The 24,012-nt window shown below is 60.8% G+C and carries 21 protein-coding genes; all 21 read left to right on the top strand.

The features are described 5' to 3' along the window. The first annotated feature begins 194 nt into the window (after positions 1-194). The 21 genes from HY696_08290 (at position 195) to HY696_08190 (ending at position 24,009) form a co-directional block, all read left to right on the top strand. A complete protein-coding gene (locus HY696_08290; GenBank protein MBI4238400.1) occupies positions 195-1,070 on the top strand; it encodes a Fe-S cluster domain-containing protein in 876 nt (291 codons plus the stop codon). Then, positions 1,067-2,797: a 2-oxoacid:acceptor oxidoreductase subunit alpha gene (locus HY696_08285; GenBank protein MBI4238399.1), complete on the top strand. Its 1,731-nt coding sequence runs from the start codon at positions 1,067-1,069 to the stop codon at positions 2,795-2,797. Before HY696_08290 ends, HY696_08285 begins: the two co-directional genes overlap by 4 nt. 322 nt (positions 2,798-3,119) lie before the next feature. After that, positions 3,120-3,923 (top strand): 2-oxoacid:ferredoxin oxidoreductase subunit beta, encoded by an 804-nt coding sequence (locus HY696_08280; protein MBI4238398.1) that lies wholly within the window; start codon positions 3,120-3,122, stop codon positions 3,921-3,923. 105 nt (positions 3,924-4,028) lie between these two features. Beyond that, a complete protein-coding gene (locus HY696_08275) occupies positions 4,029-5,162 on the top strand; it encodes an ATP-binding protein (GenBank protein ID MBI4238397.1) in 1,134 nt (377 codons plus the stop codon). A 37-nt stretch (positions 5,163-5,199) separates the two neighbouring features. Then, a complete protein-coding gene (locus HY696_08270; protein ID MBI4238396.1) occupies positions 5,200-5,382 on the top strand; it encodes a putative DNA binding domain-containing protein in 183 nt (60 codons plus the stop codon). Between the two features lie 293 nt (positions 5,383-5,675). Continuing rightward, the gene (locus tag HY696_08265) at positions 5,676-7,025 is read left to right on the top strand and encodes a putative DNA binding domain-containing protein (protein MBI4238395.1); all 1,350 of its coding nucleotides are present in this window, start codon (positions 5,676-5,678) and stop codon (positions 7,023-7,025) included. 130 nt (positions 7,026-7,155) lie between these two features. Then, a complete protein-coding gene (locus HY696_08260) occupies positions 7,156-8,520 on the top strand; it encodes a hypothetical protein (GenBank protein MBI4238394.1) in 1,365 nt (454 codons plus the stop codon). Positions 8,521-8,697: 177 nt separating this feature from the next. Then, positions 8,698-10,026, top strand: a complete 1,329-nt coding sequence (locus HY696_08255; protein MBI4238393.1) for a hypothetical protein — start codon at positions 8,698-8,700, stop codon at positions 10,024-10,026. Next, complete coding sequence (locus HY696_08250; GenBank protein MBI4238392.1) at positions 10,026-10,679, top strand: hypothetical protein; 654 nt, start codon at positions 10,026-10,028, stop codon at positions 10,677-10,679. Before HY696_08255 ends, HY696_08250 begins: the two co-directional genes overlap by 1 nt. Before the next feature lie 17 nt (positions 10,680-10,696). After that, positions 10,697-13,504: a hypothetical protein gene (locus HY696_08245; protein MBI4238391.1), complete on the top strand. Its 2,808-nt coding sequence runs from the start codon at positions 10,697-10,699 to the stop codon at positions 13,502-13,504. Positions 13,505-13,631: 127 nt separating this feature from the next. Then, positions 13,632-14,351, top strand: a complete 720-nt coding sequence (locus tag HY696_08240; protein ID MBI4238390.1) for an ABC transporter ATP-binding protein — start codon at positions 13,632-13,634, stop codon at positions 14,349-14,351. Further along, positions 14,348-15,022, top strand: coding sequence for a heme exporter protein CcmB (locus HY696_08235; GenBank protein ID MBI4238389.1), 675 nt, complete (start codon positions 14,348-14,350; stop codon positions 15,020-15,022). Before HY696_08240 ends, HY696_08235 begins: the two co-directional genes overlap by 4 nt. A 14-nt stretch (positions 15,023-15,036) precedes the next feature. After that, complete coding sequence (gene ccsA / locus HY696_08230; GenBank protein ID MBI4238388.1) at positions 15,037-15,720, top strand: cytochrome c biogenesis protein CcsA; 684 nt, start codon at positions 15,037-15,039, stop codon at positions 15,718-15,720. Between the two features lie 184 nt (positions 15,721-15,904). Continuing rightward, positions 15,905-16,369, top strand: a complete 465-nt coding sequence (locus HY696_08225; GenBank protein ID MBI4238387.1) for a cytochrome c maturation protein CcmE — start codon at positions 15,905-15,907, stop codon at positions 16,367-16,369. Then, positions 16,366-18,309, top strand: coding sequence for a heme lyase CcmF/NrfE family subunit (locus HY696_08220; protein ID MBI4238386.1), 1,944 nt, complete (start codon positions 16,366-16,368; stop codon positions 18,307-18,309). The genes HY696_08225 and HY696_08220 overlap by 4 nt, the downstream gene beginning before the upstream one ends. Then, on the top strand, positions 18,306-18,830 hold the full coding sequence (locus HY696_08215; GenBank protein MBI4238385.1) for a redoxin family protein: 525 nt from the start codon (positions 18,306-18,308) through the stop codon (positions 18,828-18,830). The genes HY696_08220 and HY696_08215 overlap by 4 nt, the downstream gene beginning before the upstream one ends. Continuing rightward, entirely contained in the window at positions 18,823-19,290 is a 468-nt protein-coding gene (locus HY696_08210) for a cytochrome c-type biogenesis protein CcmH (protein ID MBI4238384.1), read from the top strand. The genes HY696_08215 and HY696_08210 overlap by 8 nt, the downstream gene beginning before the upstream one ends. After that, on the top strand, positions 19,287-20,039 hold the full coding sequence (locus tag HY696_08205) for a tetratricopeptide repeat protein (GenBank protein MBI4238383.1): 753 nt from the start codon (positions 19,287-19,289) through the stop codon (positions 20,037-20,039). Before HY696_08210 ends, HY696_08205 begins: the two co-directional genes overlap by 4 nt. Before the next feature lie 102 nt (positions 20,040-20,141). Further along, positions 20,142-22,169: a thrombospondin type 3 repeat-containing protein gene (locus HY696_08200; protein ID MBI4238382.1), complete on the top strand. Its 2,028-nt coding sequence runs from the start codon at positions 20,142-20,144 to the stop codon at positions 22,167-22,169. Positions 22,170-22,481: 312 nt separating this feature from the next. After that, complete coding sequence (locus tag HY696_08195) at positions 22,482-22,826, top strand: hypothetical protein (GenBank protein ID MBI4238381.1); 345 nt, start codon at positions 22,482-22,484, stop codon at positions 22,824-22,826. Positions 22,827-22,842: 16 nt separating this feature from the next. After that, the gene (locus tag HY696_08190) at positions 22,843-24,009 is read left to right on the top strand and encodes a hypothetical protein (protein MBI4238380.1); all 1,167 of its coding nucleotides are present in this window, start codon (positions 22,843-22,845) and stop codon (positions 24,007-24,009) included. The last annotated feature ends 3 nt before the right edge of the window (positions 24,010-24,012 follow it).

Raw genomic sequence — 24,012 nt, 5'->3', positions numbered from 1 at the left:
AACTTCGGCCGGAGCTGCGGACCGGGGGCCTCCAGGGGCTCTCGCAGCCGATTTCTCCTTGCGGAATCTTATGACGAAATCGGCGAGGGCGAGCGGCGACTCGCCTCGATGGCGAGTCGACCGCGTACCCTGGAGGCCCCCGGTCCGCAGCTCCGGCCCATCGTGCATAAGCACCCCACCGCGACGGAGGGGCTATGATGCCGGTCGTCATTTGGGGTGTGGTGGTCTTCTCGTTATTGGGGATCTTCTTCGGCTTTGCCCTCGCCGCCACGGCCCGTCGGTTTTATGTGCCGTCGAATCCGGTCGTGGAGGGTGTGCGCGGCTTGCTCCCCTCCGCGAACTGCGGCGCGTGCGGTTTTGCCGGCTGCGACGCGTATGCTGAAGCCGTGGCCGAAGAGGCGAAGACCGCGCCGACGCTCTGTGTGCCGGGTGGTGCGGCAACGGCGGCGGAAGTGGCGCGGCTGACCGGGAAGGCGGCGGGCGTGGTCGAGGCCCGCTTAGCAGTGCTCCGCTGTCATGGGACGACCGCGTATGTGCGCGACCAAGCCGCGTATCTCGGCATTCGCAGCTGTGCCGCAGCCACGCTGACGTTCGGCGGTCCACGCATGTGCAAAAATGGGTGTGTGGGCTTAGGCGATTGCGTGCGCGCCTGCCCGTTCGACGCGATGCGCATCGGACCGTGGGGGATCGTGCAGATCGATGCCGCCCAATGTACCGGATGCGGCCTTTGCGTGCCGGCGTGTCCGAAGAAAATTTTGGAATTGTATCCGCGCGTGCATCGTGTGGAATTGGCGTGCGTAGCGCGCGAAAAGGTTTCTGCCGTGCGCGCGAAGTGCATGGTCGGTTGTACAACATGCCAAAAGTGTGTCGGCGCGTGTCCCGCACAGGCGATCACCTGGGATGGAACCACCATCCAGATCGACCATGCCGCGTGTGTGGCCTATGGTCCCTCGTGCAATGAGGCCTGCGTGGATATCTGTCCGACGTATGTCTTGCATCGGCCCGGCAGTTGGCCGGTACCGGAAGAGCTGGCGCATCCGCCAGTGTCAGCAAAGGAGCAACTGGTATGAACACGGAACACGAAATCCATTTGGCGCTGATCGGGAGCGGCGGTGATGGCGTGATGGCGACCGCCGCGATGCTGATCCGCACCGCGGCGCGGATCGGACTCTATGGGATGATGACGCAGAGTTACGGCCCGCAGATCCGCGGCGGCGAATCGGCCGCGCACGTGACGATCGGTCGAGAGCCGATCGGCGTGGTGGGGCGGACCAAAGACCTCGTCGTCTGTTTCCGTTTCGCCGACGTAGCGCGTTTCGTGCGCGAACTCGATGTGACCACACACAGCGCGATTCTCCACGGGCAAGAGACGCAGCCGATGCCGGAGCTGTTGCAAGCCGCCGGTGGCCCGAAAGTCGCGATCGACTTCGGCGCTCTTTTGGAACGCGCCGGATTACCGGAACTGACGAAGAACGTGCTGCTGTATGGCGTATTGCTCCGGACGCTGGGATGGGACCTGGCGATCGGGCAGGCGTGCGTCGAAGAAGTGTTCGGCCATAAGAGTTCGGGCGTCATCTCGACGAATTTGCGGGCATTGGAATTGGGCTATCGGGAACTCGAGGCCATTACGTTGCCGTGGCGGGCGCCGCGTCCGGCGGAGCACACGGCGCCGCGCAGTGTGCTCAGCGGCAACGAGGCCTGCGCGCGCGCGGCGGTTGCTGCCGGATGTCGCTTTTACGCCGGCTATCCGATCACGCCGTCATCGGAGGTTTTGGAAGAAATGACCGATTTGCTCCCGACCGTCGGCGGACGTTTAGTGCAAGCGGAAGATGAAATGGCCGCGCTGGGGATGGTGATCGGCGCCAGTTACGGTGGCGTGCCCGCGATGACCGCCACCAGCGGGCCCGGACTGTCGTTAATGAGCGAGCTGCTTGGGCTCTCCAGCATGGCCGAAATTCCGCTGGTGATCGTGAATTGCCAGCGCGCCGGTCCGTCGACCGGCATTCCATCGCAGACGGAACAATCGGACTTGTGGCACGCGGTGTACGGTGGTCACGGCGATTTCCCGCGCGTGGTGTTGGCCCCGACCGATGTCACGCATTGCTATCCCACGATGTTCCGCGCGTTCTATTGCGCGGAAACGTATCAACTCCCGGTCCTGGTCCTGTCCGACGCGAGCATCGCGCAGCGTTCCGAGATCATCGATCCGGTGAGCACGGACGCATTGCCGCGCGGCACGCGCCGCACCGCGCAACCCGCGCCCGGCGAGTCGTTTCTGCGCTTTAATCTCCAAGACCTGGAATGCGCCGACGGCGTCAGCGCGTGCGCGATCCCCGGCACACCCGGCGGGATGCACAGCATCGCCGGCATCGAACACACCGAACGCGGAACGCCGTCGTCGGACGGCGCGTTACACCAAACCATGAGCCGCAAACGCTTCGCCAAATTGGCCGCGGTCGCGAAAGTGAGCGCCGCGTGGTGCTCCAGCTACGGGCGCACGACCGCTCCGCGCGCGGTGATCGCGTGGGGGAGCAGTGCCGGCGTCGTCCGACAATATGTCGCGACCCATCCCGACACCGCGCTGTTCGTTCCGGAAATCCTCCACCCGTTCCCGATCGACGCGTTGCGGGCCTTCCTGCACGGACGCCAGCAGGTGAGTGTGGTCGAGATGAACTACCAAGGCCAACTCCATCATCACCTCCGCGCATTGGGCGCAATCGACACATCCGCCCGCCGCCTCGGCCGCGCCGGCGGCCTCCCGTTTCAGTTGCGCGAAGTTGAGGAGTGGTTGGGATGAACGGAAAATGCAAAAAGGCAAAAATCAAAATGCAAAGTGCAAAATGGCGGAAACAAGTGGCTCCACAGTCCTTGCTTTTCCACCCACTGGAGTGAAGCACATGGTCAGAATGCGGAGCATACGCAGTGTATATGAATGATGATCGGCGAGGTGACAGTCTCCCTACGGGGGGACTCGCGGAGCGCGCTGCATCCATGCTGATGATGCCGCAGCGCGCGAGCGTGAGCGCGGATTCGGCGCGTAAGCCGAATCCGACGCGTGCCCCCCGTAGGGAGACTGTCACCTCGCCGGTCCACCTTGAAAAAAAACGAGGAGCAACCCTATGACCACAGCGAAACGGAAGCCCATTGAGTACCGCAACGAATGCAATCCGGTCTGGTGCACCGGATGCGGCGATTATGCCGTGTTGAAGAGTTTCACCCGCGCATTTGCGGAACTCGGGCTCCCCAACGAACAAATCGCCGTCATCTCCGGGATCGGCTGCTCCAGCCGCATGCCCGGGTACTGCGCCACGTACGGATTCAACAGCGTCCACGGCCGCGCGCTCCCGATCGCGACCGGCCTGAAAACCGCGCGCCCCGATCTGACCGTGCTCGCGTGCGGCGGTGACGGCGACGCGTTCGCGATCGGCGGCGGCCATATCCCGCATGCCATTCGCCGCAATCCGGACCTGACCTATTTCGTGATGGACAATTCGATCTACGGACTCACCAAGGGCCAGGCCTCGCCGACCACGTCGCGCGCCACTAAGGAGCGCAAACACTTGGCCGGCGTCGACGAGCCGCCGATCAATCCCGTGCTGTTGGTGCTCGCGTCCGGCGCCGGCTTCGTCGCGCGCACCCATGCCGGCGACATGGCCCATATGACCCGAATGCTGACCGAAGCGATTCGCTATCCCGGCTTCGCGTTCATCCACTGCCTCTCCGTCTGCGTCACCTATCAAGGCCGCGAGTTTCAGGACGAGATCGACAAGAATTTGCAAACGCTCCCGCCCGACTACAACCCGGCCGACGCGGAATCCGCATACCGCATCGCTCGCGACGCGCCGTGGACCATGGGCGTGATCCATCGCCGTCCCGTTGCGGACGCCACATTCGCCGCCGTGACCGAACGCGTGGAAGAGTAGGGCGTTTAATGAGATGTGCTCCTCTAGGATTGGGATATCATCGACAGGATGGGGCTTTGTGCAAAATGGAATTGATAAATCCAAAAATATATGCAATCTGGAATTATGTATTCCAGATTGCTCACCCCACCGAAGAAGAGTTTTTTTCTGTTTGGACCACGCGGCACCGGAAAATCGAGCTGGGTCCGTGCGCAATTCCCTCACGCCCTCTACATTGATCTGCTCGAATCGGAGCTCTACGCCGACCTTCTCGCCCACCCGAGTCGGCTCGAACAGTTGATCCCTACCGGCTTTCAATACGCCGTGATCATCGACGAGGTGCAACGGATCCCCGAACTCTTGAACGAAGTCCACCGTTTGATCGAACGTGATCGTCGACAATTCGTTCTCACGGGATCGAGCGCACGCAAACTCCGGCGGAAAGGCGTCAACTTGCTTGCCGGTCGTGCCCTCACATTCCTGTGCTATCCACTGACGGTCCAGGAGCTGGGCGCGGATTTCGAGTTGGCCCACTCCGTGCGCCATGGTCACCTTCCATGCGCCTACACTGAGGAAGATCCCACGCGCTATCTTGAATCGTACATTCGGACCTACTTGCGGGAGGAAGTCCAACAGGAAGGCCTGACACGGAACCTCGCGGCCTTTTCACGTTTTCTGGAGGCCGCAAGTTTTTCCCAAGCAAGCGTCCTCAACATCTCGGCCGTTGCCAATGATTGCCACGTTGAGCGGAAGGTTGTCGAACAATACTTCGGGATCGTGGAAGACTTATTGATGGCCGTGCGGCTCCCCGCCTTCACCAAGCGCGCCAAGCGCCGACTCGTGGCCCATCCCAAATTCTTTTTCTTTGATGTCGGCGTGTATCGCACGCTGCGCCCGAAGGGTCCCCTGGATCGACCGGAAGAGATCGAAGGCGTGGCATACGAAACGTTGATCTTCCAAGAACTGCGGGCGCTCAACGACTCTTATCACTATGGATATGACCTCTATTACTGGCGGACGTCTCAAGGAACGGAAGTGGATTTTATCTGTTACGGACCGCGGGGCATCAAGGCGCTCGAGGTAAAACGGGCGGCCAAGATTCGACCCGCCGATCTCACCGGCCTACGTGCCTTTCTGAAAGACTATCCGATGGCCTCCGCCTGTTGTGTGTATGGCGGGAACCGGAAAATGCGCGAGGGAGGGATCGACATCATCCCAATCCAGGAGTTCCTCCGCCAGATCCCCACCTTCCTCGAATAACGGTATTGGGCTTGTCGAAAAACTCTAATCCGGCGGTGTGAACCCGAAGGATCTGGCCGTGACGATGACGGCCTTTGCCAATACGGAAGGGGGCGTGATCTATCTTGGGGTGACCGATCAGCGACTGATCCACGTTGTGGCGGTGACGCCGCTCGTGTTAGAGCATAACGGCAGATTGAAGCGTTCGGTAATATCGGCGGGACGAGTGCGAAGAAACTGATTCAAGGTTTGTTGCGTGCAGGGTATTTGCAAAAGATCGGTCAAGGCCCTGGGACACGATATATCAAGCGCGGGTAGAAACAGGCTCTGCACCCGCGCTGTGGGCCATGGGCGTGCTCCATCGTCGACCTGTTGCGGAGACAACTTTTGCGGCCGTGACGGAGCGGGTCGAAGAGTAGAGTGATTGCTACGGTCCTCAATCCCCGCAGGCATTACAGATCAGGTTGCGCGCTGGGGTCGCGGCCGATATTTATCAGTGTAGACCGATTGTGACCGATATGTTAGAAGTTATCCATGACTGATTCGGAAGGGATCATTCCAGCGGAAGAGTCAGATCTTATTGAATTTAAATCCTATTCCGGCGGCGTGAGTCCGAAAGAGCTCGCTGTGACGATGACGGCCCTTGCCAATACGGAGGGGGGCGCGATCTATCTTGGAGTGACCGATCAGCGACTGATTCAAGGTCTGGCGGTGACATCAACCGTGTTGGATCATATTCAAAATGCGGCGCGAGAGGGGTGTTCGCCCCCGGTGCCGATCTCATTACAGCGGATTCCGGTGAGTCGAGGCAGAGCGGTGTTGAAGATCCGTATCGAGAAGAGTGGCCATCTCCATTCCGTGGCAGCGGGACAGACCTACATTCGGGTCGGGACGCAGGATAAGCGGGTGCTGGGTGAGGAATTATTACGGCTGGCAGAAACGAAATCCGAGGTGTCGTATGAAGAACGCCTGCTCGACATGGGCCTGGAAGCGCTCGATGTCGCAGCACTGCAAGAATATGTCGTGGCTCGCCGCGCGGCAACCTCCGTGCGAGGCGATCTGCATCTCGAAGAGTTTTTGATCAAAGCCGGCTTGGCAAAACAGGAACACGGGCAATTCAAAATCCGGGCTGGGGCATTGATCCTCTTTGGCAAATCCGGCGACGACATTTTATTGCAGCGCGATTTCACGTTCGTGCAATACGGTGCGGAAGGACGCATGTACACGTTTCGAGAAGATATCGCGCTGCCGGCGGTCCGGTTGTTGGATCGACTCATGGAACTCATCCGGCCGTACAACAACATCACGAGGGGGGTGCGTGGGCTGCGTCGCCACGAGGAACAGCGATATCCGGAGGCCGCGATCCGCGAGGCCTTGTTGAATGCCTTTGCCCATCGCGATTATCGCATCGCCGGGTTGCGGAACGAATGTCGTTGGTATCCGGACCGGCTGGAAGTGATCAGTGCAGGAGGGTTGCCCAGCATGATCACGTTGGAAAATATGGATCGCCGGCATTACTCGCGGAATCCGAAGATCATGCATGCCTTATTGACGTTGGGGCTGACGGAAGAACTGGGGCAGGGGGTGCGACTCATGCGCCGGGCCCTCAAGAAGAACAATAATCCTCCACCGACCTTCGAGGCGAATCACGACCAGGTCAAGGTCGTGTTTCGACGGCCACGCGGCGCGGTGGAACGGCCTGAAGTCCGCCAAGCGCTGGATCACTATTTTGCCGCCAATGCGGAAATTACCAGACGGCAGATTGAAGCGTTCGGTAATATCGGCGGGACGAGTGCGAAGAAACTGATTCAAGGTTTGTTGCGTGCAGGGTATTTGCAAAAGATCGGTCAAGGCCCCACGACACGGTACATCAAGCGTGGGTAGCAAAATGACGACAATCATGTGAGTGCGTTGTGTCGGTCATGACGACAGATGACGGGTCTTTAATATACAGGTAGCCATTCAAACGGACATTCGTGTAGTCAGTTCCAAACTTTTTCACCAAGGGGGTCGTATGCAGAAGGGGCGGAAGCGAAGGTGGCTGCTGGGGTTGGGGCTGGCGGTGGCGGTGTTTTTCGGGATGAGCCTGACGATCCATTGGTCGGACGACGCCTGTCCGGCGCGGTCGTATTTGGCGACCGATTGGTTCCCGGTCACACCGGCTGCGGTTGATATGCAATCCGCAAATGCCGTGGCGCAATGGGCGCGGAAATATAACGTGGCGTGTCAGACTTGCCATACGGCCTTCCCGCGGCTGAATTACATCGGCGAGAAGTTCGCGCGGAACGGCTATCAATTCGAAGACACGGAAGACGGCGACGACACCAAAGAGAAGATCGACGACCTGACGTTCATCGACAAGGTCAGCAACTTATTCGGCTTCCGGATCAGTTTTACCCCGGTCGAGGTGACGACGAAGGCACTCAACATCGATGGGACGCAAAAGCTGCGCTACAATTTCGGCGCGGCGAATTGGCTCCAGTTCTTCGTGGCCGGGACGATCTTCAAGAACGCCTCGATCTTTGCCGAGGTCGAGATGAACGGGGAAAACGGCACGACCTACAGCACTGCCGGAGTGCCCCATATCAATTGGTTCACGCTCGGGTATCACAACTTGTTCCACACCAGCTTGTTGAATATCCGATTAGGCAAGCTCTCGATGATGAACTGGCACGCCCAGACCGGCCGGCTCCGGATGATCCCGAATATCAACATCGCGGCCACGAACGCGCGGACCAGCCTTGGGGCTGCGGCTGCGTTGGCCCCGGAAGACCAAATTCGGCTGGAGAGCCCCACCCCGGCGATCGAGGTGTACGGCTATAAGGGATTTTTCCAATATTCCGTCGGCGTGGCGAACGGGTCGAAATTCGTCGACTCGAATCAGTATAAGAACTTCTTCGGGACGCTCCGCTTCGAAATCCCGGATGGGGACTTCGCCGGGAGTTCCGTGACGGCGTGGGGGATGCATGGGCGCGACACCGCCGTTTCCGGGGCGGAGACGCCGGCCGTGGCCCAAGTCAAGAACACGTTCTACGCCTACTCCGGCGCGGCGAACTTACGCTGGAAAGATCTCGACGTGATCGCGTCCTATTTCATGGAGAAGGAGCGCAATTACGACTTCGCCGGGGCGCAGAACAAGCGACACGGCTTCAGTGGGCAAGTCGGGTACCTGCTGAATCCGCAGTGGTTCCTGGCGCTCCAGTACGATAAAGTCCAGGACACCGCGAACAGCGGGGCCGAGTACCATAAGGTCTCGGAGCACGTCAGTTACATGCCGCGACAGAATATGCGGATCGGCCTGACGGCGCGCGAAGAGATGAGTGCGCGGGCCACGGGACGGCAACATGAGTTGCTGCTGAATATCCGGGCCATGTTCTAACAGAGTGCGCATCACCACGCCGGGCGTGCGATACGGGCGCCCGGCGTTTTTTTGCGCGCAGCGGTCGACCGGATGCCAAACAAATAGAAATCATGCATGCGTCCGCTGCCCGTCATATAGCTTGCCATGCTCTTGCAATAAAAACTGCCCCAGTAGTGGGGTGCCCCTGGGGGAGATGTGGCACGTCGGCTGGTTTATCTGATCTGCATCGGATGTCTGCTCGGACTCTCGAGTTCGGTCGCGGTCGCGGCCCCCACACTCAGTGGCAATTGGAGTAATCACTACAAGCTGCGGCAGGGGAGTGGCGCGTATGACCACGACTTGGAGTCGACGCTGACGCTCGATGTCGGGAACGCGTCGGCCGATCGCCTCTCGGGTTCCTTTCTCGGCGGTCTCCTGCTCGACTTGAACGGCGTCGGCACCGACCGCACATTTCGCGGCGTCTACGACAGTTTTTCCAGCACGGGCGTGGGGCGGCTCTATTACGCCTATCTGACGGCCAACCAATTGGGACCGGTGGCGCAATTGCGGTTCGGCCGGCAACACCGTTTCGAATTCGAATCGCTGTACTTCGACGGCGTGCATCTGGAATCGAAACCGTTCGCCGGGGTCACTGCGTATGCGTTCGGCGGCGTGCCGGTCCACCAATTCGAAAATCAGATGGGATTCGATTGGGGCGATTGGTTGGCGGGCGGCGCGCTGCAATGGGACCCGCGTGCGAATCTGCGTGTCCGCGCCGATTACGTCTATGTCAAAGACTCCGTCTCCGGTTTTCGGGCTGCGAGCGGCGACCAAGCGGATCATTTAATGGGCGCGTCGATCTGGTGGGACCCGAAGCCGTATCTCTCGCTTGCGTCGCGCTTCACCAGCTTCTCCGACGACGTCCGCGATGTCGGCGGATCGGTCGTGTTTCGGCTCCCCGATCGACAGTTCCATGTCCGTGGCGACGTCTATCGACTGCTCAAAGGCTACGCGTTCCGCGTGATCGAGTTGGACGCGTACGGATTTTCGGGACTCTTGGTCCCGTACACCGAAGGCACGCTGACCGCGCATAAGGGATTCGGCGAACATTTTGCGATCGACGCCGGCGGCGGCATGCGCGCGTTGGACGACACCCAAGCCGGCTCGGCATTCAATCACGGCTATCAACGCGGCTTCCTTTCACTGACGACGACGGATGCGCCAATCCACGGCATGAGTCTTACCGCGACCGGTGACTACTATCACGGTGCCGACAGCACGCTGAAGAACAACAACTTCGGCGGCACGTTCACGGTCTCGCAGGAATTGGCGGACCGCAAAGTGCGCCTCTCCGCCGGGACGGCGTATTATCTGTATCGCTACAACGTCTTCGCGGGCGACGAATCGGCCGATGTCCAAACGGTCTTCGCGCGCGTGCGGGCGCGGATGGGGAAACACTTGGAAGCGCGGCTCGGTTACGAATTCGAACATAATGCGGTCAGCAATTTTCACACGGTCGACACCCGTGTGCTCTGGAGATTTTAATGCGACGCTTCGCACTCCTGCTCGTCGGACTCTTGCCGCTGACCCTTGGGGTGAAGCAGTGTGAATCGGGTCGGGTTTCGCATCCGGCGGTTGCGAAAGACCAGGCCTGCAGCGAGTGCCACGACGACGGCCGCTCGCGCGCCACGAGGCCGCAGGGCCACGACTCCGCGTGGGAAAAGGACCATGGGAACTGGATCCGGCAGTCCGGCCTGAAGACCGACTCGACTTGTCTGGTGTGCCACAACGAGTCCCACTGCAGCACGTGCCATCAGCAAGAGGCGCCGCGCGACCACACCGAATGGTGGCGCGTGAAGGGGCACGCCGTGACGTCCGTGTTGGATCGGACGCGTTGTTTCAGCTGCCATCGCGGCGCCGATTTCTGCCAACGCTGCCATGCGAATACCGCGCCGATCACCCACACGGCCGCGTGGGGGTCGTCGAGCAATCAACATTGTCTGAATTGTCACTGGCCGCTCAGCTCCGCGGGCGCCCAAAATTGCGCCGTGTGCCATGCGAGCGCGCCGTCGCACGCCACCGCGCCGACGCGGCCGCTGAACGCGCTCCACGGGGCGAATGCCAATTGCCGTCAATGTCACACCCCGCTGCGCCATGCGGACAACGGGCAACAGTGCACCACGTGTCATACACAGTAATGTCAAAGGGAGGATTTATGAAACGAACCATCTACCGTGCAAGCCTCCACACCATGGTGCTGTTGTTGGCCGGGATATGGCTCGGCGCCTGTGACTCGGGCACCAGCGACACCGGGACCGGCAGCAGCGGCGGGAGCAGCGGAAGCGTGACGGCCAGCGCCGGTGCGGACCAAGACGCGCTGCTCGGGGCCACGGTCACGTTGGATGGGAGCGGGAGTACCGCGGGCGCGACGCCGGCCTGGAGCTTCACGTCCAGCCCCAGTGGCTCGAGCGCGGCGCTGAGTGGCGCGGATTCGCTTACGCCTACCTTCGTTCCCGATGTGGTCGGCAGCTATGTCGTGCAACTCTCGCTGAACAGCGGCGCGAGTACCGACTCGGTCACGATCACGGCGAAGTCGGTCGTGGCGACGGTGGCTGCGGGATCCGGCGTCAGTACGCGGACGCGTTTCGGGGCGACGGAATATGTCGTTGATTTGGGAAACTCCGCAGCACTGTCAGCGGAGACCAGTCAAGGGAGCGTGGCCTCGTACGCGTGGGAACAAATCAGCGGTCCGAGCGCGACTGCAACGGGTGGAGCGGCCTCCGCGACGCTCAGCTTTACCGCGCCGACCTACGTGAATTTCCTGTCGTTGACCGGCAGCGATCAATTCAAATGGCAACTCCTCCCGATCTCGCGGGACGATCTGAAATTAGTCTTCTTGCTCACAGTCACCGATAGTTCGGGCAATACGGATAAAGAAGTCTTCACGGTCCATTTGCAAGATAGCGGCAGCGAGATTCACACGACGTCCGGTTTGCCGAATGTCGGTCTCGGGACGAGCGTGATCCTTTCGGGTCCGAGTTTGAAGGCGCCGGCCACGGCGATTACGGATTGGTCGTGGAGCTTAAGTCGCCCGTCCGGATCCTCGGCAACGTTTATGGATAGCGGTGCGACGACGTCGACGGTCGAGCTGCCGAAGTTCGTGCCCGATGTGGCCGGTTTGTATACCGTGACTTATACCAGCACCTCGGCGAGCGCGTCCGGCAGCATCCAGATCAACGCGGGGAGTTGGGTGGGCGTCGGGACCGTCGGCGGCACGACCGCCGTTTCGCCGCAGTGCGCGAACTGTCACGACGGCACGGTCGAGCCGGATGTTGCGACCGGATGGGCGGCCACCGTGCATGCGGCCAAGTTCGAAAATTCGGTCGATAGCTACGACACGTTGGCGCCGACGCCGTATCTCTGGGAGTATCATACCGTCGGATACAACGACGACGCGAGTAACAGCGGCTTCGACGACTTGGCCTCGACGGCCGGGTTGACGTTCCCCGAGGCCGGGATGACGTTCAGCGAGTTCACTTCGCAATACGCGACCGTGGCAAAACTCGCGAACGTGCAGTGCGAGAACTGCCACGGTCCCGGAGACCAACATACCGGCGATCCGTTGCGGACCAAATATTCGGCGTCGCAGTATGGGGTCTGCGGGCAGTGCCATCAGCAGGAAGCGGAGTGGATCAATTCCGCCCATAATTCGACCGGCGTCGTGCATGGGAGCGGCGCGTATCAGAGTTACTGGGTATCGAATACCGGCTGCGTGCGATGCCACGCGGCCCAGGGTTTCATCGGCTATGTGGAAGAGGGTGATGAAGGCATCGCGGCAGTCACCGAAACCGGCGCGTTCCCCGGTATCACTTGCGCCGCGTGTCACGACCCGCATAGCGCGGCGAATGCCAAGCAGTTGCGCCGCGCGGGCAACGTGACGATGGTTGCCGACGGCTCCACGGTCGATGCCGGCAAGGCCGCCGTTTGTTACACGTGTCACGACGGGAATTATTCGCACGACGAATATGATTGCGACACCGACGCGGACGGGATCACCGGGTCCAGCGACTCCGGGAATACGAAATGCACGACGCATGCCCAGACCGCAGCGGAATATTGGCGCGGCGGGTACCATTACAATGTCCAGTCGCCGATGCTGGAAGGGAAGCAGGCCATTGCCGATCTGAATGGCGACGGCACCAACGACCTGACGCTGGATGAGAACTCGTTCCACACGTCGTCATCGTTCACGTTGGCCGGCGTCACGGGCGATACGACGTTGTCTTCGACCAACGACAAATGCATCACCTGCCATATGGCGACTGGTCCCACGAATACGGCCGAAGGCTTCCAGCATCTCGGCGGCCACGCGTTCAAACTGCGCACCGGGCATAGCATCGGCCACTTGGCCGGGAGCGGCGAGGAAGAGGGCGAATCGGAGTCGGAGAGTGCCGGCGAGTTGGAGCTGGTCAGTGCGTGTACCGCGTGTCACTCTTCGCTGACCGAGATCAATCGCACCGCGCGGGCCGACTACGACGGCGACGGGAGCCAAGAAGGCGTGCAAGACGAAGTGAAGGGATTGTTGCTGAACGTCTCGACGAAGTTGAAGGCGCTCGACACGGCGAATATTAATCAGTCCACGACGTCGACGAATACGAACATAGGAACCACGGAGTCGAGTGGTGTGATTACCGTCGGCGCGCTCGGTTGGACGGGGAGTTGCAGCGGCTTTACCTCGACTTCCTGTAAGCCGGCCGCTGGGACGGGGTCGTGTACCAACGTGAAGGCCGGGCTGACGCGTGACGATTATCAACAGTGCAACTTCCTCGACGCGAGCGCAACGATGCGGCGCGCGGTCTGGAACTACAACAGCGTGGTGCGGGACGGCAGTCTCGGGATTCACAACGCGGCGTACACGGTGCAAGTGTTGCAGGAAACGTACAAGGCGGTCAGCATTTTGGTGGAAGGCGACAGCAGTTCGACCACGTATAAGACCGATTACCCGAACGCGACGTTGCGCTAAGCGGAGATGTTGCTGGGCAGACGGCGCGAGGTGTTTCGTCCCTCGCGCCGTCTGTATTTTTTTCATTCGACAACCTGAGCGGAAACATGGTGGTGTGGTCATGTCCGGAATAATTGGGCACTACTGAATGATCGGCAACGTCGTGACACTTCCACATTCTTCGCAGTTGGTGATTGAGCTTGCGGATCTCGGTAAGCGATTCGGGACGCATTGGGTCTTGGCGCATGCCGATTTGGTCGTGCGGCGTGGCGAAGTCGTGGCCCTGTTCGGGGGGAACGGTTCAGGAAAATCGACATTGTTAAAATTAATCGCGACCTTGTTGTCTCCGTCGGCGGGCGTGGTGCGTGTGTTTGGCCTCTCCACCGACACCGCGCGCGTGGCCATTCGGCGACGACTCCGCTTTTTGAGTCACGAAAAACAACTTTATGGGGCATTGACCGTGACCGAACAACTCCGCCTGATGGCCACGTTGACTGGCATGGGCGCGGCGGATGGCGACCGTGCGATTGCGGCGCTGTTGGAACGGTTTGGGCTGGAGGCGGTCCGATCACTGGCGACCGCGGCGCTGTCGGAAGGGATGCAAAAGCGCGTGGCGTTGGCGCGGCTCTGTTTGGGAGAGGAGCCGGAGTTGGTGCTGATGGATGAACCCCATCCTACATTAGATACCGCAGGTCGGGCGTTGCTCGACGCGCTGATTGCCGAATGGCGGGCGCGCGGGGCGACGCTGCTGATTGCGAGCCACGACCATGCCGAGGTGTTGCGCCACGCCGATCGGGTCGTGCACGTACGCGCCGGAAGTCTGCATGAAGCCTCCGTGGCGGGCGCCAGACCGGTGGAGGCCCGATGACGCGTATCGGTCGCACGTTGCTGGCATTGCTATATAAAGACGTGCTCGTGGAGCTCCGCGAAGTGCATCATCTCCTCTCCGTCGTGCTGTTCGGCCTGATGCTGTTATTACTGTTCAGCTTCGCGTTGAGTGTCGATCCGGACGTCGCACGGCGGATCGCTGCGGGACTTTTTTGGCTCGCGATCTTTTTTACGGCGATCCTGACGTTGGAGCATTCTTTTCGCCGTGAAATGGTGGCGGGGCAGTGGGAGGGGCTGTTGCTGACCGGTGTGGACCCGCGGCTCCTGTTTGTCGGGAAGGTGTTGGCCCATCTCGTGTTGCTGTTCGTGGTTGGGGTCACGTTGTTGCTCCCGATGGCCGTCTTGTTCGACGTGACACTGAGCTGGCGCTTGGTCAGCGTGTTGGCGCTGGGCACGATTGGGATCGCCGGCGTCGGCACGTTTTATGCGGGATTGACGGCGCGAGTGCGGGAAGGCCAAGTGCTGTTGCCGTTGCTGCTGTTCCCGATGATGGTCCCGTTGCTGCTGGCGGCCGTGCATGCGACGCAGTTTGCGATGAGCCCCGACCCGTTCGGGCAACAAATCGCGTGGCTGCGGTTGCTTGCCGTCTACGATCTGGTATTAGGCGTCGGCGCGCTGCTCTGTGCGGGAACGTTGTTTGAGAGTGGGTGAGAAGGAGATTCATTATGAAATTTCGAATGGGCGTCGTCGTCGCATTCAGCGCGTTGGCGTACGCAAACTATTGGGGACTCACGCAGGCCCCGGCGGATCGGCTGATGGGGGATGTCTATCGTATCCTCTACGTCCATGTCCCCGCGGCCTGGATGGCGTTGCTCTGCTATTTTACCAACTTCATTGTCTCGATCGGCTATCTGCTGCAACGCCGCGCGGCGTGGGATCATGTCGCGGAGGCCACGGCAGAAGTCGGCGTCGTCTTCACCGCACTTGCGTTGACGCTCGGCTCCATTTGGGGCAAGCCGACGTGGGGCGTATGGTGGACGTGGGATCCGCGCCTCACCACGACCGCGCTGATGTGCATATTGTATACGGGCTACTTAGTGCTGCGCCAACTCATGGACGATCCGGAGCGCCGCGCCAAAGTCTCTGCCGGTGTCGGACTGCTGGTCTTCTTGAACGTGCCGATCGTCTATCTGTCCGTGAAGTGGTGGCGGAGCCTCCACCAAGTGCAATCGAGTCCGAGCACCATGGACCCGCAAATGGTCTACGGTCTGCGCTTGGGCGCATTCGCGATGTTGGCCGTCGCGATCGTCTTCGTGATCGCCCGCACGCGCCTCGCACAACGCCGCGCCGCCGGAGAAGCGGCCCGATTCGCGCCGCCACCAGTGGCGCGCATCCAGGAGAGTCTATGAACGGTCCCATCCACGGTGGTTGGCCATACGTCATTGCCGCATATGCGGTTGTTTGGGGCATCCTCGGGCTCTATGGGGTGAGTCTGTGGCGGAGGGGGAAAAGGGTGACTAGTGACTGGTGACTGGTGGCTGGGGAACGGACCACGAGTCACCAGTCACTAGCCACCACATAAAGTGAGCAACTATGAACCTCAAACGAACGTTGTTTACCCTCTTACTCATCGCGCTGATCGGCGGCGGGCTGGGCTATGTGTTGTGGGGTGGTCTGGAACAAAACTTGGTCTACTTCGTCTCGCCGACGGAGCTGCAAGCCAAAGGCGCCGCAGCGGTCGGGAATTCCGTCCGGCTGGGTGGCATGGTCGCGAAAGGGAGCATTCAATTCAATGCGAATGTGTTGACCTTCTTAGTGACCGACACCGCCACGCAAATTCCGGTTGTGACCACCAAGGCGCCGCCGGAGATGTTTCAAGAGGAGATGGGCGTGGTCGTTGAAGGCGCGCTGGAGGCGGACGGCCATTTTCGCGCCGAACGTCTGATGGTGAAGCACGGCAATGAATACCGACCGCCGGACGAGGGAGAGATGCCACAAGAACTCTATAAATCGATCCATCAGCCGGCGGGCCAGGCAGAAACGGCGCCGCAGCCATGATCCTCGCAACCGCCACACTCGGGAGTATTTGCGTCATCGCGGCCGCGGCGCTCTGTCTGATGGGGATGCTCTTTTTCGTCGCCGCACGACGTGCGGACTCTGATAATGCTGCCGCGTTCGGGCGCGCGACCGTCTATGCCACGTTCATTTTGCTGACCATCGCCACGCTCGCGATGGTGCGCGCCTTGCTCACCAACGACTTCTCCGTCAGTTACGTGGCCCACGTCGGGAGTCGGGCGACGCCACGATGGGTGAGCGCCATTTCACTCTGGAGTTCACTCGAAGGGTCGATCCTCTTTTGGGGATGGGTGCTGTGCGCCTATAGCGCCGCGTGGACGTATCGCAATCGTGCCACACCGCTCCGTTTCGCCGCGTGGGTTGGCATCACGTTGCTGGCCGTCCAGCTCTTTTTCTTGGTGGTGTTGGCCGGGCCCGCCAATCCGTTCGTTCCGGTCACGCCGCTCCCGACCGATGGTCCGGGCCCCAACCCGTTGTTACAAAACCATTGGCTGATGGCGATCCATCCGCCGTTTCTCTATCTCGGGTATATCGGCTTCACGATTCCTTTCGCGTGCGCCGTGGCGGCCCTCATCGATGGCGACACGTCGGGCATGTGGCTGCAACGTTGCCGTCGTTGGACCATCCTGACGTGGTCGTTTCTGACCCTCGCGATCATGTTAGGCGCGTGGTGGTCGTACGCCGTGCTCGGTTGGGGCGGCTATTGGGCCTGGGATCCGGTGGAAAACGCCAGCTTCATGCCGTGGTTGTCGGCCACTGCGTTAGTCCACTCGCTGATTGTCCAGGAACGGCGGCGCTTGCTGCCGGTCTGGAATTTGGCGCTCGCGATTATCACGTTTCTGCTGACCGTGCTCGGAACATTTCTGACTCGGAGCGGCGTCTTGGAAAGCGTGCATTCGTTCACCGAATCGGGCATCGGTCCGCTGTTCTTAGGCTTCATCGGCGTGACGCTCATTGTTTCGGTCGCATTGTTGTTATGGCGCGGGCCGCTGTTTCGCCAACCGCGACAGATTGAACACCTGTTCAGCCTCGAAGTCCTGTTCCTCTTTAATAATCTCCTGCTGATCAGCTTCTGCTTCGTCGTCTTCCTCGGGACGCTCTATCCGTTAGCGGTCGAGGCGGTGCGTGGCGCGCGGATCTCCGTCGGCGAACCGTATTTCAATCAAATGACGGTGCCGCTGACCGCGTTGCTGTTGTTGCTGCTGAATGTCGGACTGGCCACCCCATGGCGGCGCGGCGAACCGCGCGCCGTGGCGCGTACGTTGGGAGTGCCGATCCTCTGCGGCGGTGTCGCGTGCGTGGTGGCAGCGTTCAATCACGTGCGGCATGCCGGCGTCCTCTTCGTGGTCTTCGCCTGCACCGTGGCCGCGGTCGTCATGGCCGTCGAAGTGGTGCAACAGTTGCGGCAACGTTCGCTGCTCCGTCTGCTGCGGGAGCAACCGCGTCGCTATGCTGGGTTTGTCGCGCATTTCGGCATCCTGCTCGTCATCGTCGGCGTCGCGTTTTCGGCCGTCTATAAACAGGAACGCGAACTCACGTTGCAACCCGGGACCTCCGCGCTGCTTGGAAATTTTGCGTTTACGTTAGAACGCGTCGAGGCGCGCGAGACGCCGCAACGCTTCGAAGTGCGAGCGATGGTCTCGGTCATGCGTGGCGAGCGCTCGCTGGGACAGATGACGCCGCAACTCAATTACTATCCCAGTTCCCGCGAACCGATCGCGACACCGGCGATCCGTTCCACGTTAGTGCGCGACATCTATCTGGCCCCGATCCACTTCGAGAAAGACGGTTCCGCGGTGGCGATGCGGACCATCACGATGCCGGGCGTGGTCTGGATCTGGATCGGCGGCGTCGTGGCGATGTGTGGCGGCGTATTGAGCTGTTGCTTTGCTAGACTAAAGCGTGCCGAGGATGCGGTATGAAACGCGTCATTGTTTTTTTCGCCATCGTGGTCCCAGCGATCGGGCTGCTCTATTTCGGTCTCAGCCGCGATCCGCGCGTATTGCCGTCGGCGCTCGTGGGGCAGCGGGCGCCTGCGTTTGCGTTGCCGCTGCTGAACGGCGATGCCGCCGCGCCGATCGCGTTGCAAGCGCTGCATGGCAAGCCGTTAGTCCTGAATTTCTGGTCGACGTGGTGCGGAACGTGCGCGCAAGAACACCAAGTCTTGCGCCAATTGCAGCGGATCTATGCGGCACAAGGCGTGCAGCTCTATTCCGTGCTGTATTCCGACACGGCCGCTAACGCGACGCGGTTTTTGCAACAATTCGGCGAGGCCGCGCCGGTGTTGCTCGACCCGGAACTGCGCACCGCAATCGATTACGGCGTGTCCGGCGTACCGGAGACCTATTTCATCGACGCCCATGGCATCGTCCGCCACAAACACGCTGGCGCGTTGACGCCCGACGTGGCCGCAGCGCGCATCGAGGAGTTGTTGCATGAATAGTAATTCACGGAAAAGCGGTGACTGGTGGCTGGTGACTGGTGGCTGGGGAACGGACCACGAGTCACCAGTCACCAGCCACCAGTCACCGTTGTTCATCTTACTGCTCCTCTTCCTCATCTCGCTAGCGGCATGTGCACCGGCACCAATGGATCCGGAGGATCGGGTGCAGCAGTTGGGGGGGCAGATCCGTTGTCCGATTTGTCGCGGCACGTCGATCGCCGATTCGCCGTCTGAAATGGCGCGAGAGATGATGGCCGTAATCCGCGACGACGTCGTGGCAGGGAAGAGCGACGCGGCGATCTTGGAAGGTTTTGTGGCGCGATATGGCGAGTGGGCGATGTTGCAGCCGCGAGCGGAGGGAATGAACTTGATCATCTGGCTGTTCCCGGCCACGTTGCTGCTGGGCGGTGGCATCGCGATCATTGTGATGGCACGGCGGAGTCGGAAGGAGACACCATGACCTTTTCAGGAACCACATTGGGATTTATCGCTGTCGCTGCATTACTGGGTGCGGCGATTGTGTTGGCGATCCTCGATCGACGGGAAAAACAACGCGGGCACGCCGAAAAGGCCCGCGCATTGTCACAGCTCTCGCTGGGACTGTTTCTCGTGGCGTTCGTCGGCGGCGTCGTGGTCACGTTGCTGAGCGGAATCACTCCGCGGCCCGACATGGCGGCGGCCATGGGCCCTGGCAGTGCCGGTGAAGGTGGCATGTCGCCCGCAGGTCTGCCGCCGGGACATCCGCCGGTCGGGGCCGACGCCGCGGCGGGTGGCGCGATCGGCAAGGTCAATGCGGAAGAAGTCGCCCAACTGGAGGCGCGCGTGGCGAAAAATGCCAAAGACGTGGCTGCCCTCGATCGGCTCGGTCATTTATATCTGCAACAACGCAACTTCGAGCAAGTCTTCGAAGTCGCGCACAATGCGCTGAAACAGGACCCGGAACGGCTGGAATCGCGCGTCCATCTGGCGATGGCGTTGTTCGCCAGCGGCCAAGCCGATCAAGCCATGACCCAATTCGACCGCGTATTGGCGAAAGACCCGAAACACCTGGAGGCGCTGCTCTTCAAGGGGATGGTTCAATTTCAAGGTCAACAAAATGCGGAGGCCGCGCGCGCTACGTGGCAGCAGTACCTCAAGCACGCCAAACCGACCGACGACGGCTACGCCCGCGTCCAAGCCTTCCTGGGGATGACGGAAACGATCGAATAAATAGAACGCAGGCTCGGAAAAAAATTGTCGCGGGCCGGATGTTCCTGCTATGCTGCATCCATCACAAGGGCGGATTGACTGTTTTCCATCCATGGAGGCCTCATGCGTCGATTGACCGCGTCTCTCGTGATTGCCGGATTGCTGCTGACATGCTCGCACCTGGCTTGGGCGACCGCTGCGGTGGTGCCGGGGAAATGTGCAGCCACCGGCAGTCTGAAGAGCGACGGTACGGTCGTGCGACTGCGACCGTGCCAAACGGTGCAAGATATCCACGGATGCGCGTACAAATTGGTCGGTTTTCAAGAAACCGACGACGCCTTCGACCGGGCCTGTTTCGACGTCATATATAAGAATCAAAACGCAAGCCTTGGGTACTGTGCCGGACTGCTGGACGCGCCAATCGGGATCAAGCCGCCGCTGCAGCAACGATGTCTGATCCCGCCAAAAATCTTAGGCGTCGACGTGGCGCACGGGATCGTCGATTTGAGCATCCCACAACAGATTGCGAGCGTGGCGAAGCCGCCGGTCGTGGGGATCGGGCCGGATGTCACGATTCCGGGCGGGGATTTCTTGCCGCCCCCGACTGATGGCGTCGGCGACGACACGCCGATCGGTCCGGGCCGTGCCGCCCAGCCGACCGCGCGTGGCGATGTCACCGTGCCGGGACCGAGTGGTGGACGTCCGATCGGCGGCGATGACCGCGGCCGCACGCCGGGCGGTCGCACCGACGGCGAGACGCCGGGCGGTTTTGCATGGTGGCCTGGACTCGGCAACATTGTCACGATCATGCCGCTGATGCCGCAAGACCACGATCACGACGGCCTGCCCGACGCGACGGATCCGTGTGTCTGTTCGGCGTGCGGTCCGGCCCTGATGGAACCGAATGCCATCTCAGGATATTTTGGAGATACCGTTGCCGGTAATGCCGCCAAGGCCGCTGCAATCTATTACCGAGTCACGGGGCGCAAACGGACGAGTATCGCCTTCGACGAGCTGTTCAAGGCATATTCCGAGAGTGGACCGACCTCCGCCTTCACGTATGCGAAGGCTGGAGGCGGCACTATGGATCTGACTCCAACGTTGAGCGAGAGGATCGACGATTATCCCGATTCCGATTGTGCGGTCGTGGACATGTCTTGTGGCGAGCCAGGGAATCAAGTGGAAGGTGGGACAGCATTTGTCTGTCTCTGTCTTGATCAAGACAGAGACGGCGTTTGTAGCGAGGAGTTTGGTATTTATGGCTATAACGAGGTCGGCTCCCCGGCCATCCGGGACAATTGCCCGATGACTGCCAATCTCGATCAGCGCGACGAAAACAAAGACAATATCGGCGATGCCTGCGAGGAACAGTACATCGTGAGTGCCTCCGAAGACGCGCAGAATAGTGTGGTCTACGGGTTCAAGCCACGGGATAGCGACGGCGATGGTATTTTTGATCACGACGATAACTGTCCGACGACCGCAAACCCGGATCAGGAACTGTGCGGCAACTATCTTGGCTGCGCCTGCGGGGATCAAGACGAAGACGGCGTCCTCGATTGGGCGTTGGTGAAGGGGCAATACGCACCGCACGATAACTGTGCGGACATTGCCAACCCGATGCAAAAAGACGGTGACGGCGACGGCCGTGGTGACGCGTGCGACCCGTGTCCGACCGTGGCGCTCAACGACAGCAGCGATCCCGACGGAGATCAGTTGGAATCCGCGTGCGACAATTGCCCGATGACGGCGAACCCCGGCCAAGAAGATCTCGATGGCGATAAGAAAGGGAACGCCTGCGATTTCGATTTCATCGACGTGGATGGGGACAAGGTCCCGGATCAGATCGACAACTGTAAGCAGAAAGCGAATCTGGACCAAAAGAACTCGGACCAACCGACCGGTTCGGAGGTCATTCCACAAGACTTCAAACCGGATGCGTTTGGCGATGCCTGCGACAATTGTCCGTTCATTAACAACAACCAAAAGGACTCCGACGGCGACGGGGCCGGCGATAATTGCGACGAAACCCCCTGTGGTCCCGGCGGCGGCGGTTGGGCGTTTGACCCCTGCACCTGCTTCACTGACGTTGAGTGTAAAGCCTGGGAAGGCTGGATCGCCGGCTGGAAGAAGATTAAGGCGAAGTTGTAGTGGTGGAATCCATCCCGGTTTAGGGCGTTAGGGCCGACCACAGCGGATTGCGACTCAGCAAGGCGTCGGCAACTCCGTTCGTATCTCATGTCGTCAGGTTCCTGACCATAGAACGAAAGGGCACGAATTGCCCATCCGCACTCAGGGCCGCAGTGATGAGGGCCCCGCGCCTTGGGTGCCATCAACTGCGACGCTGACCTGCGCCATTTTTTCCAACACTTTCTCATCAATGAAGGCAGATTGTTAGCAACTTCTGTGGCGAGGAGGCGATATATAAAGAGCGCAGAGGGATCTCGGAGAAGGGGTGCAGATATGGCAGGAGTCGGGCGGGTGCCGCCGCGGAGTGAAGCGGGAATGCGATCGAGTGCATTGATGCGGGCGTTGCGGGTGCGGGGGCGTGGGGAAGGGTGGCGGATGTTGCCATCGGCTACGTGGTCACGCGGGCCGCGGCCGCCACAGCTCGGATGGCGGCAGGCGTTTCGCTTCGCGACGCCGCTCGAAGTGCTGCGCATGGAGAGCGGGTCGCGGCGGCTGTCGAGTGTGCCGGTGGTGCAGCGACTGCCGAGGTTGCAAATCGGATTGCGTGCCCGGGCGCGGGAAATTGTGGTGTTTCTGTTTTTTGCGTTGTCGCGGTTCTTACATTTACGGAAAAAGTAATACGGGAGTCATGCATATGATGCGGGGTCGAACAGTCGGTAGTGGCTATGCGTCGCAATGGGCGCGTCGGGCGGGTGGCACGACGCCGGGCGGGGCTGGAGCGGTGTCGCGTGGATCGGCGCATCAGGAATCAGTCGCCGTCCCGCGCACGTTGGGCGCGGTTGCGGTTGGGGGGCGTGATGGGGCTCCGAGTTTCGGCGGTGGTGCGCAACGGTCGGCGGTCGGGTTGTTTGGAACTGGGATCGGCGTCGCGAGTCGTGCGTTGGCGTCGATGGATCTGCCTGTGCCTCGGGCGGTGGAGCCTGAGCCAGTGGCCATCCCGCGACCGGTGCCGGTGCGTGTGACACTGCCGGACGGACTCGCTGCCGACTCGCTGTTGGGAATGAGTTGGACGCTGTTTCAATATTGCCAAACGGCGCGCGATGGGCGCTTGGTCACGATGGAAGACGTCGACGATCCATCGTTGCCGGCGATTGCAGTCGTCGGACCGAGTGCGAGTGAGGCGGTGATTGATCTTGAGCCATTCCTGTTGCGCCTCGCCGGGGCACATCGGGCGCAGGCCAAAGGACAGTCGGCTACAGCATCAGGCGGTTCGGTGTCTCGCACGTTCTTGACCCAAATCCTCCAGCCGGCCTTTGCGGTGTGGCGCACGTTGACGACGGAGACCGACGTCGCACTGACGGCGGCGAGCGGCGCACGGTATTTGGCGTTCGATCTCTTCGGCTGGGAGGCATTGTATCCGGCATTGTACGGAATCGATGGGCGGGCATTCGAGGCCTTTTTAGCGGCGGACACGGTGTCGGAGGAGTTGGAGCAGGATGTCGGTTTGCTGCAAGGCATTGCCGAATATCTGGAGACGCAATTCCCAACGCAGACGGTGCGAGTGCGACGCAGTCTGTTGATGGCGATCGTCGGAGAACTGGCGGCGGCATTGCGCGCGCAATCAAGACTGACGGCCGCGTTGCTGTGCACGGCCAGCGAGCAGGTCGTGAATGCAACGGTCCGCGCGCGTAAAGAGCGGTTCTATGGAGTTGTGATTGATCAGCTCATCGGCGAGCAGCGTGCGTTGCGACCGCATCGTGACGTGTTGACGGCACGAGTCGCGACGTTGCTGGCGCAGCCGTTCGATGCTGGGCAACAAGCGGCGCTGCGGGCCTATGCGCGGTCGTTGGGATCTACATAATAT

The organism is Deltaproteobacteria bacterium, from assembly GCA_016210045.1.
In the GTDB taxonomy this organism is placed as follows: domain Bacteria; phylum UBA10199; class UBA10199.
Note: the sequence above shows the minus strand (reverse complement) of the source record. Positions and strands in the feature narration are given on the sequence as shown.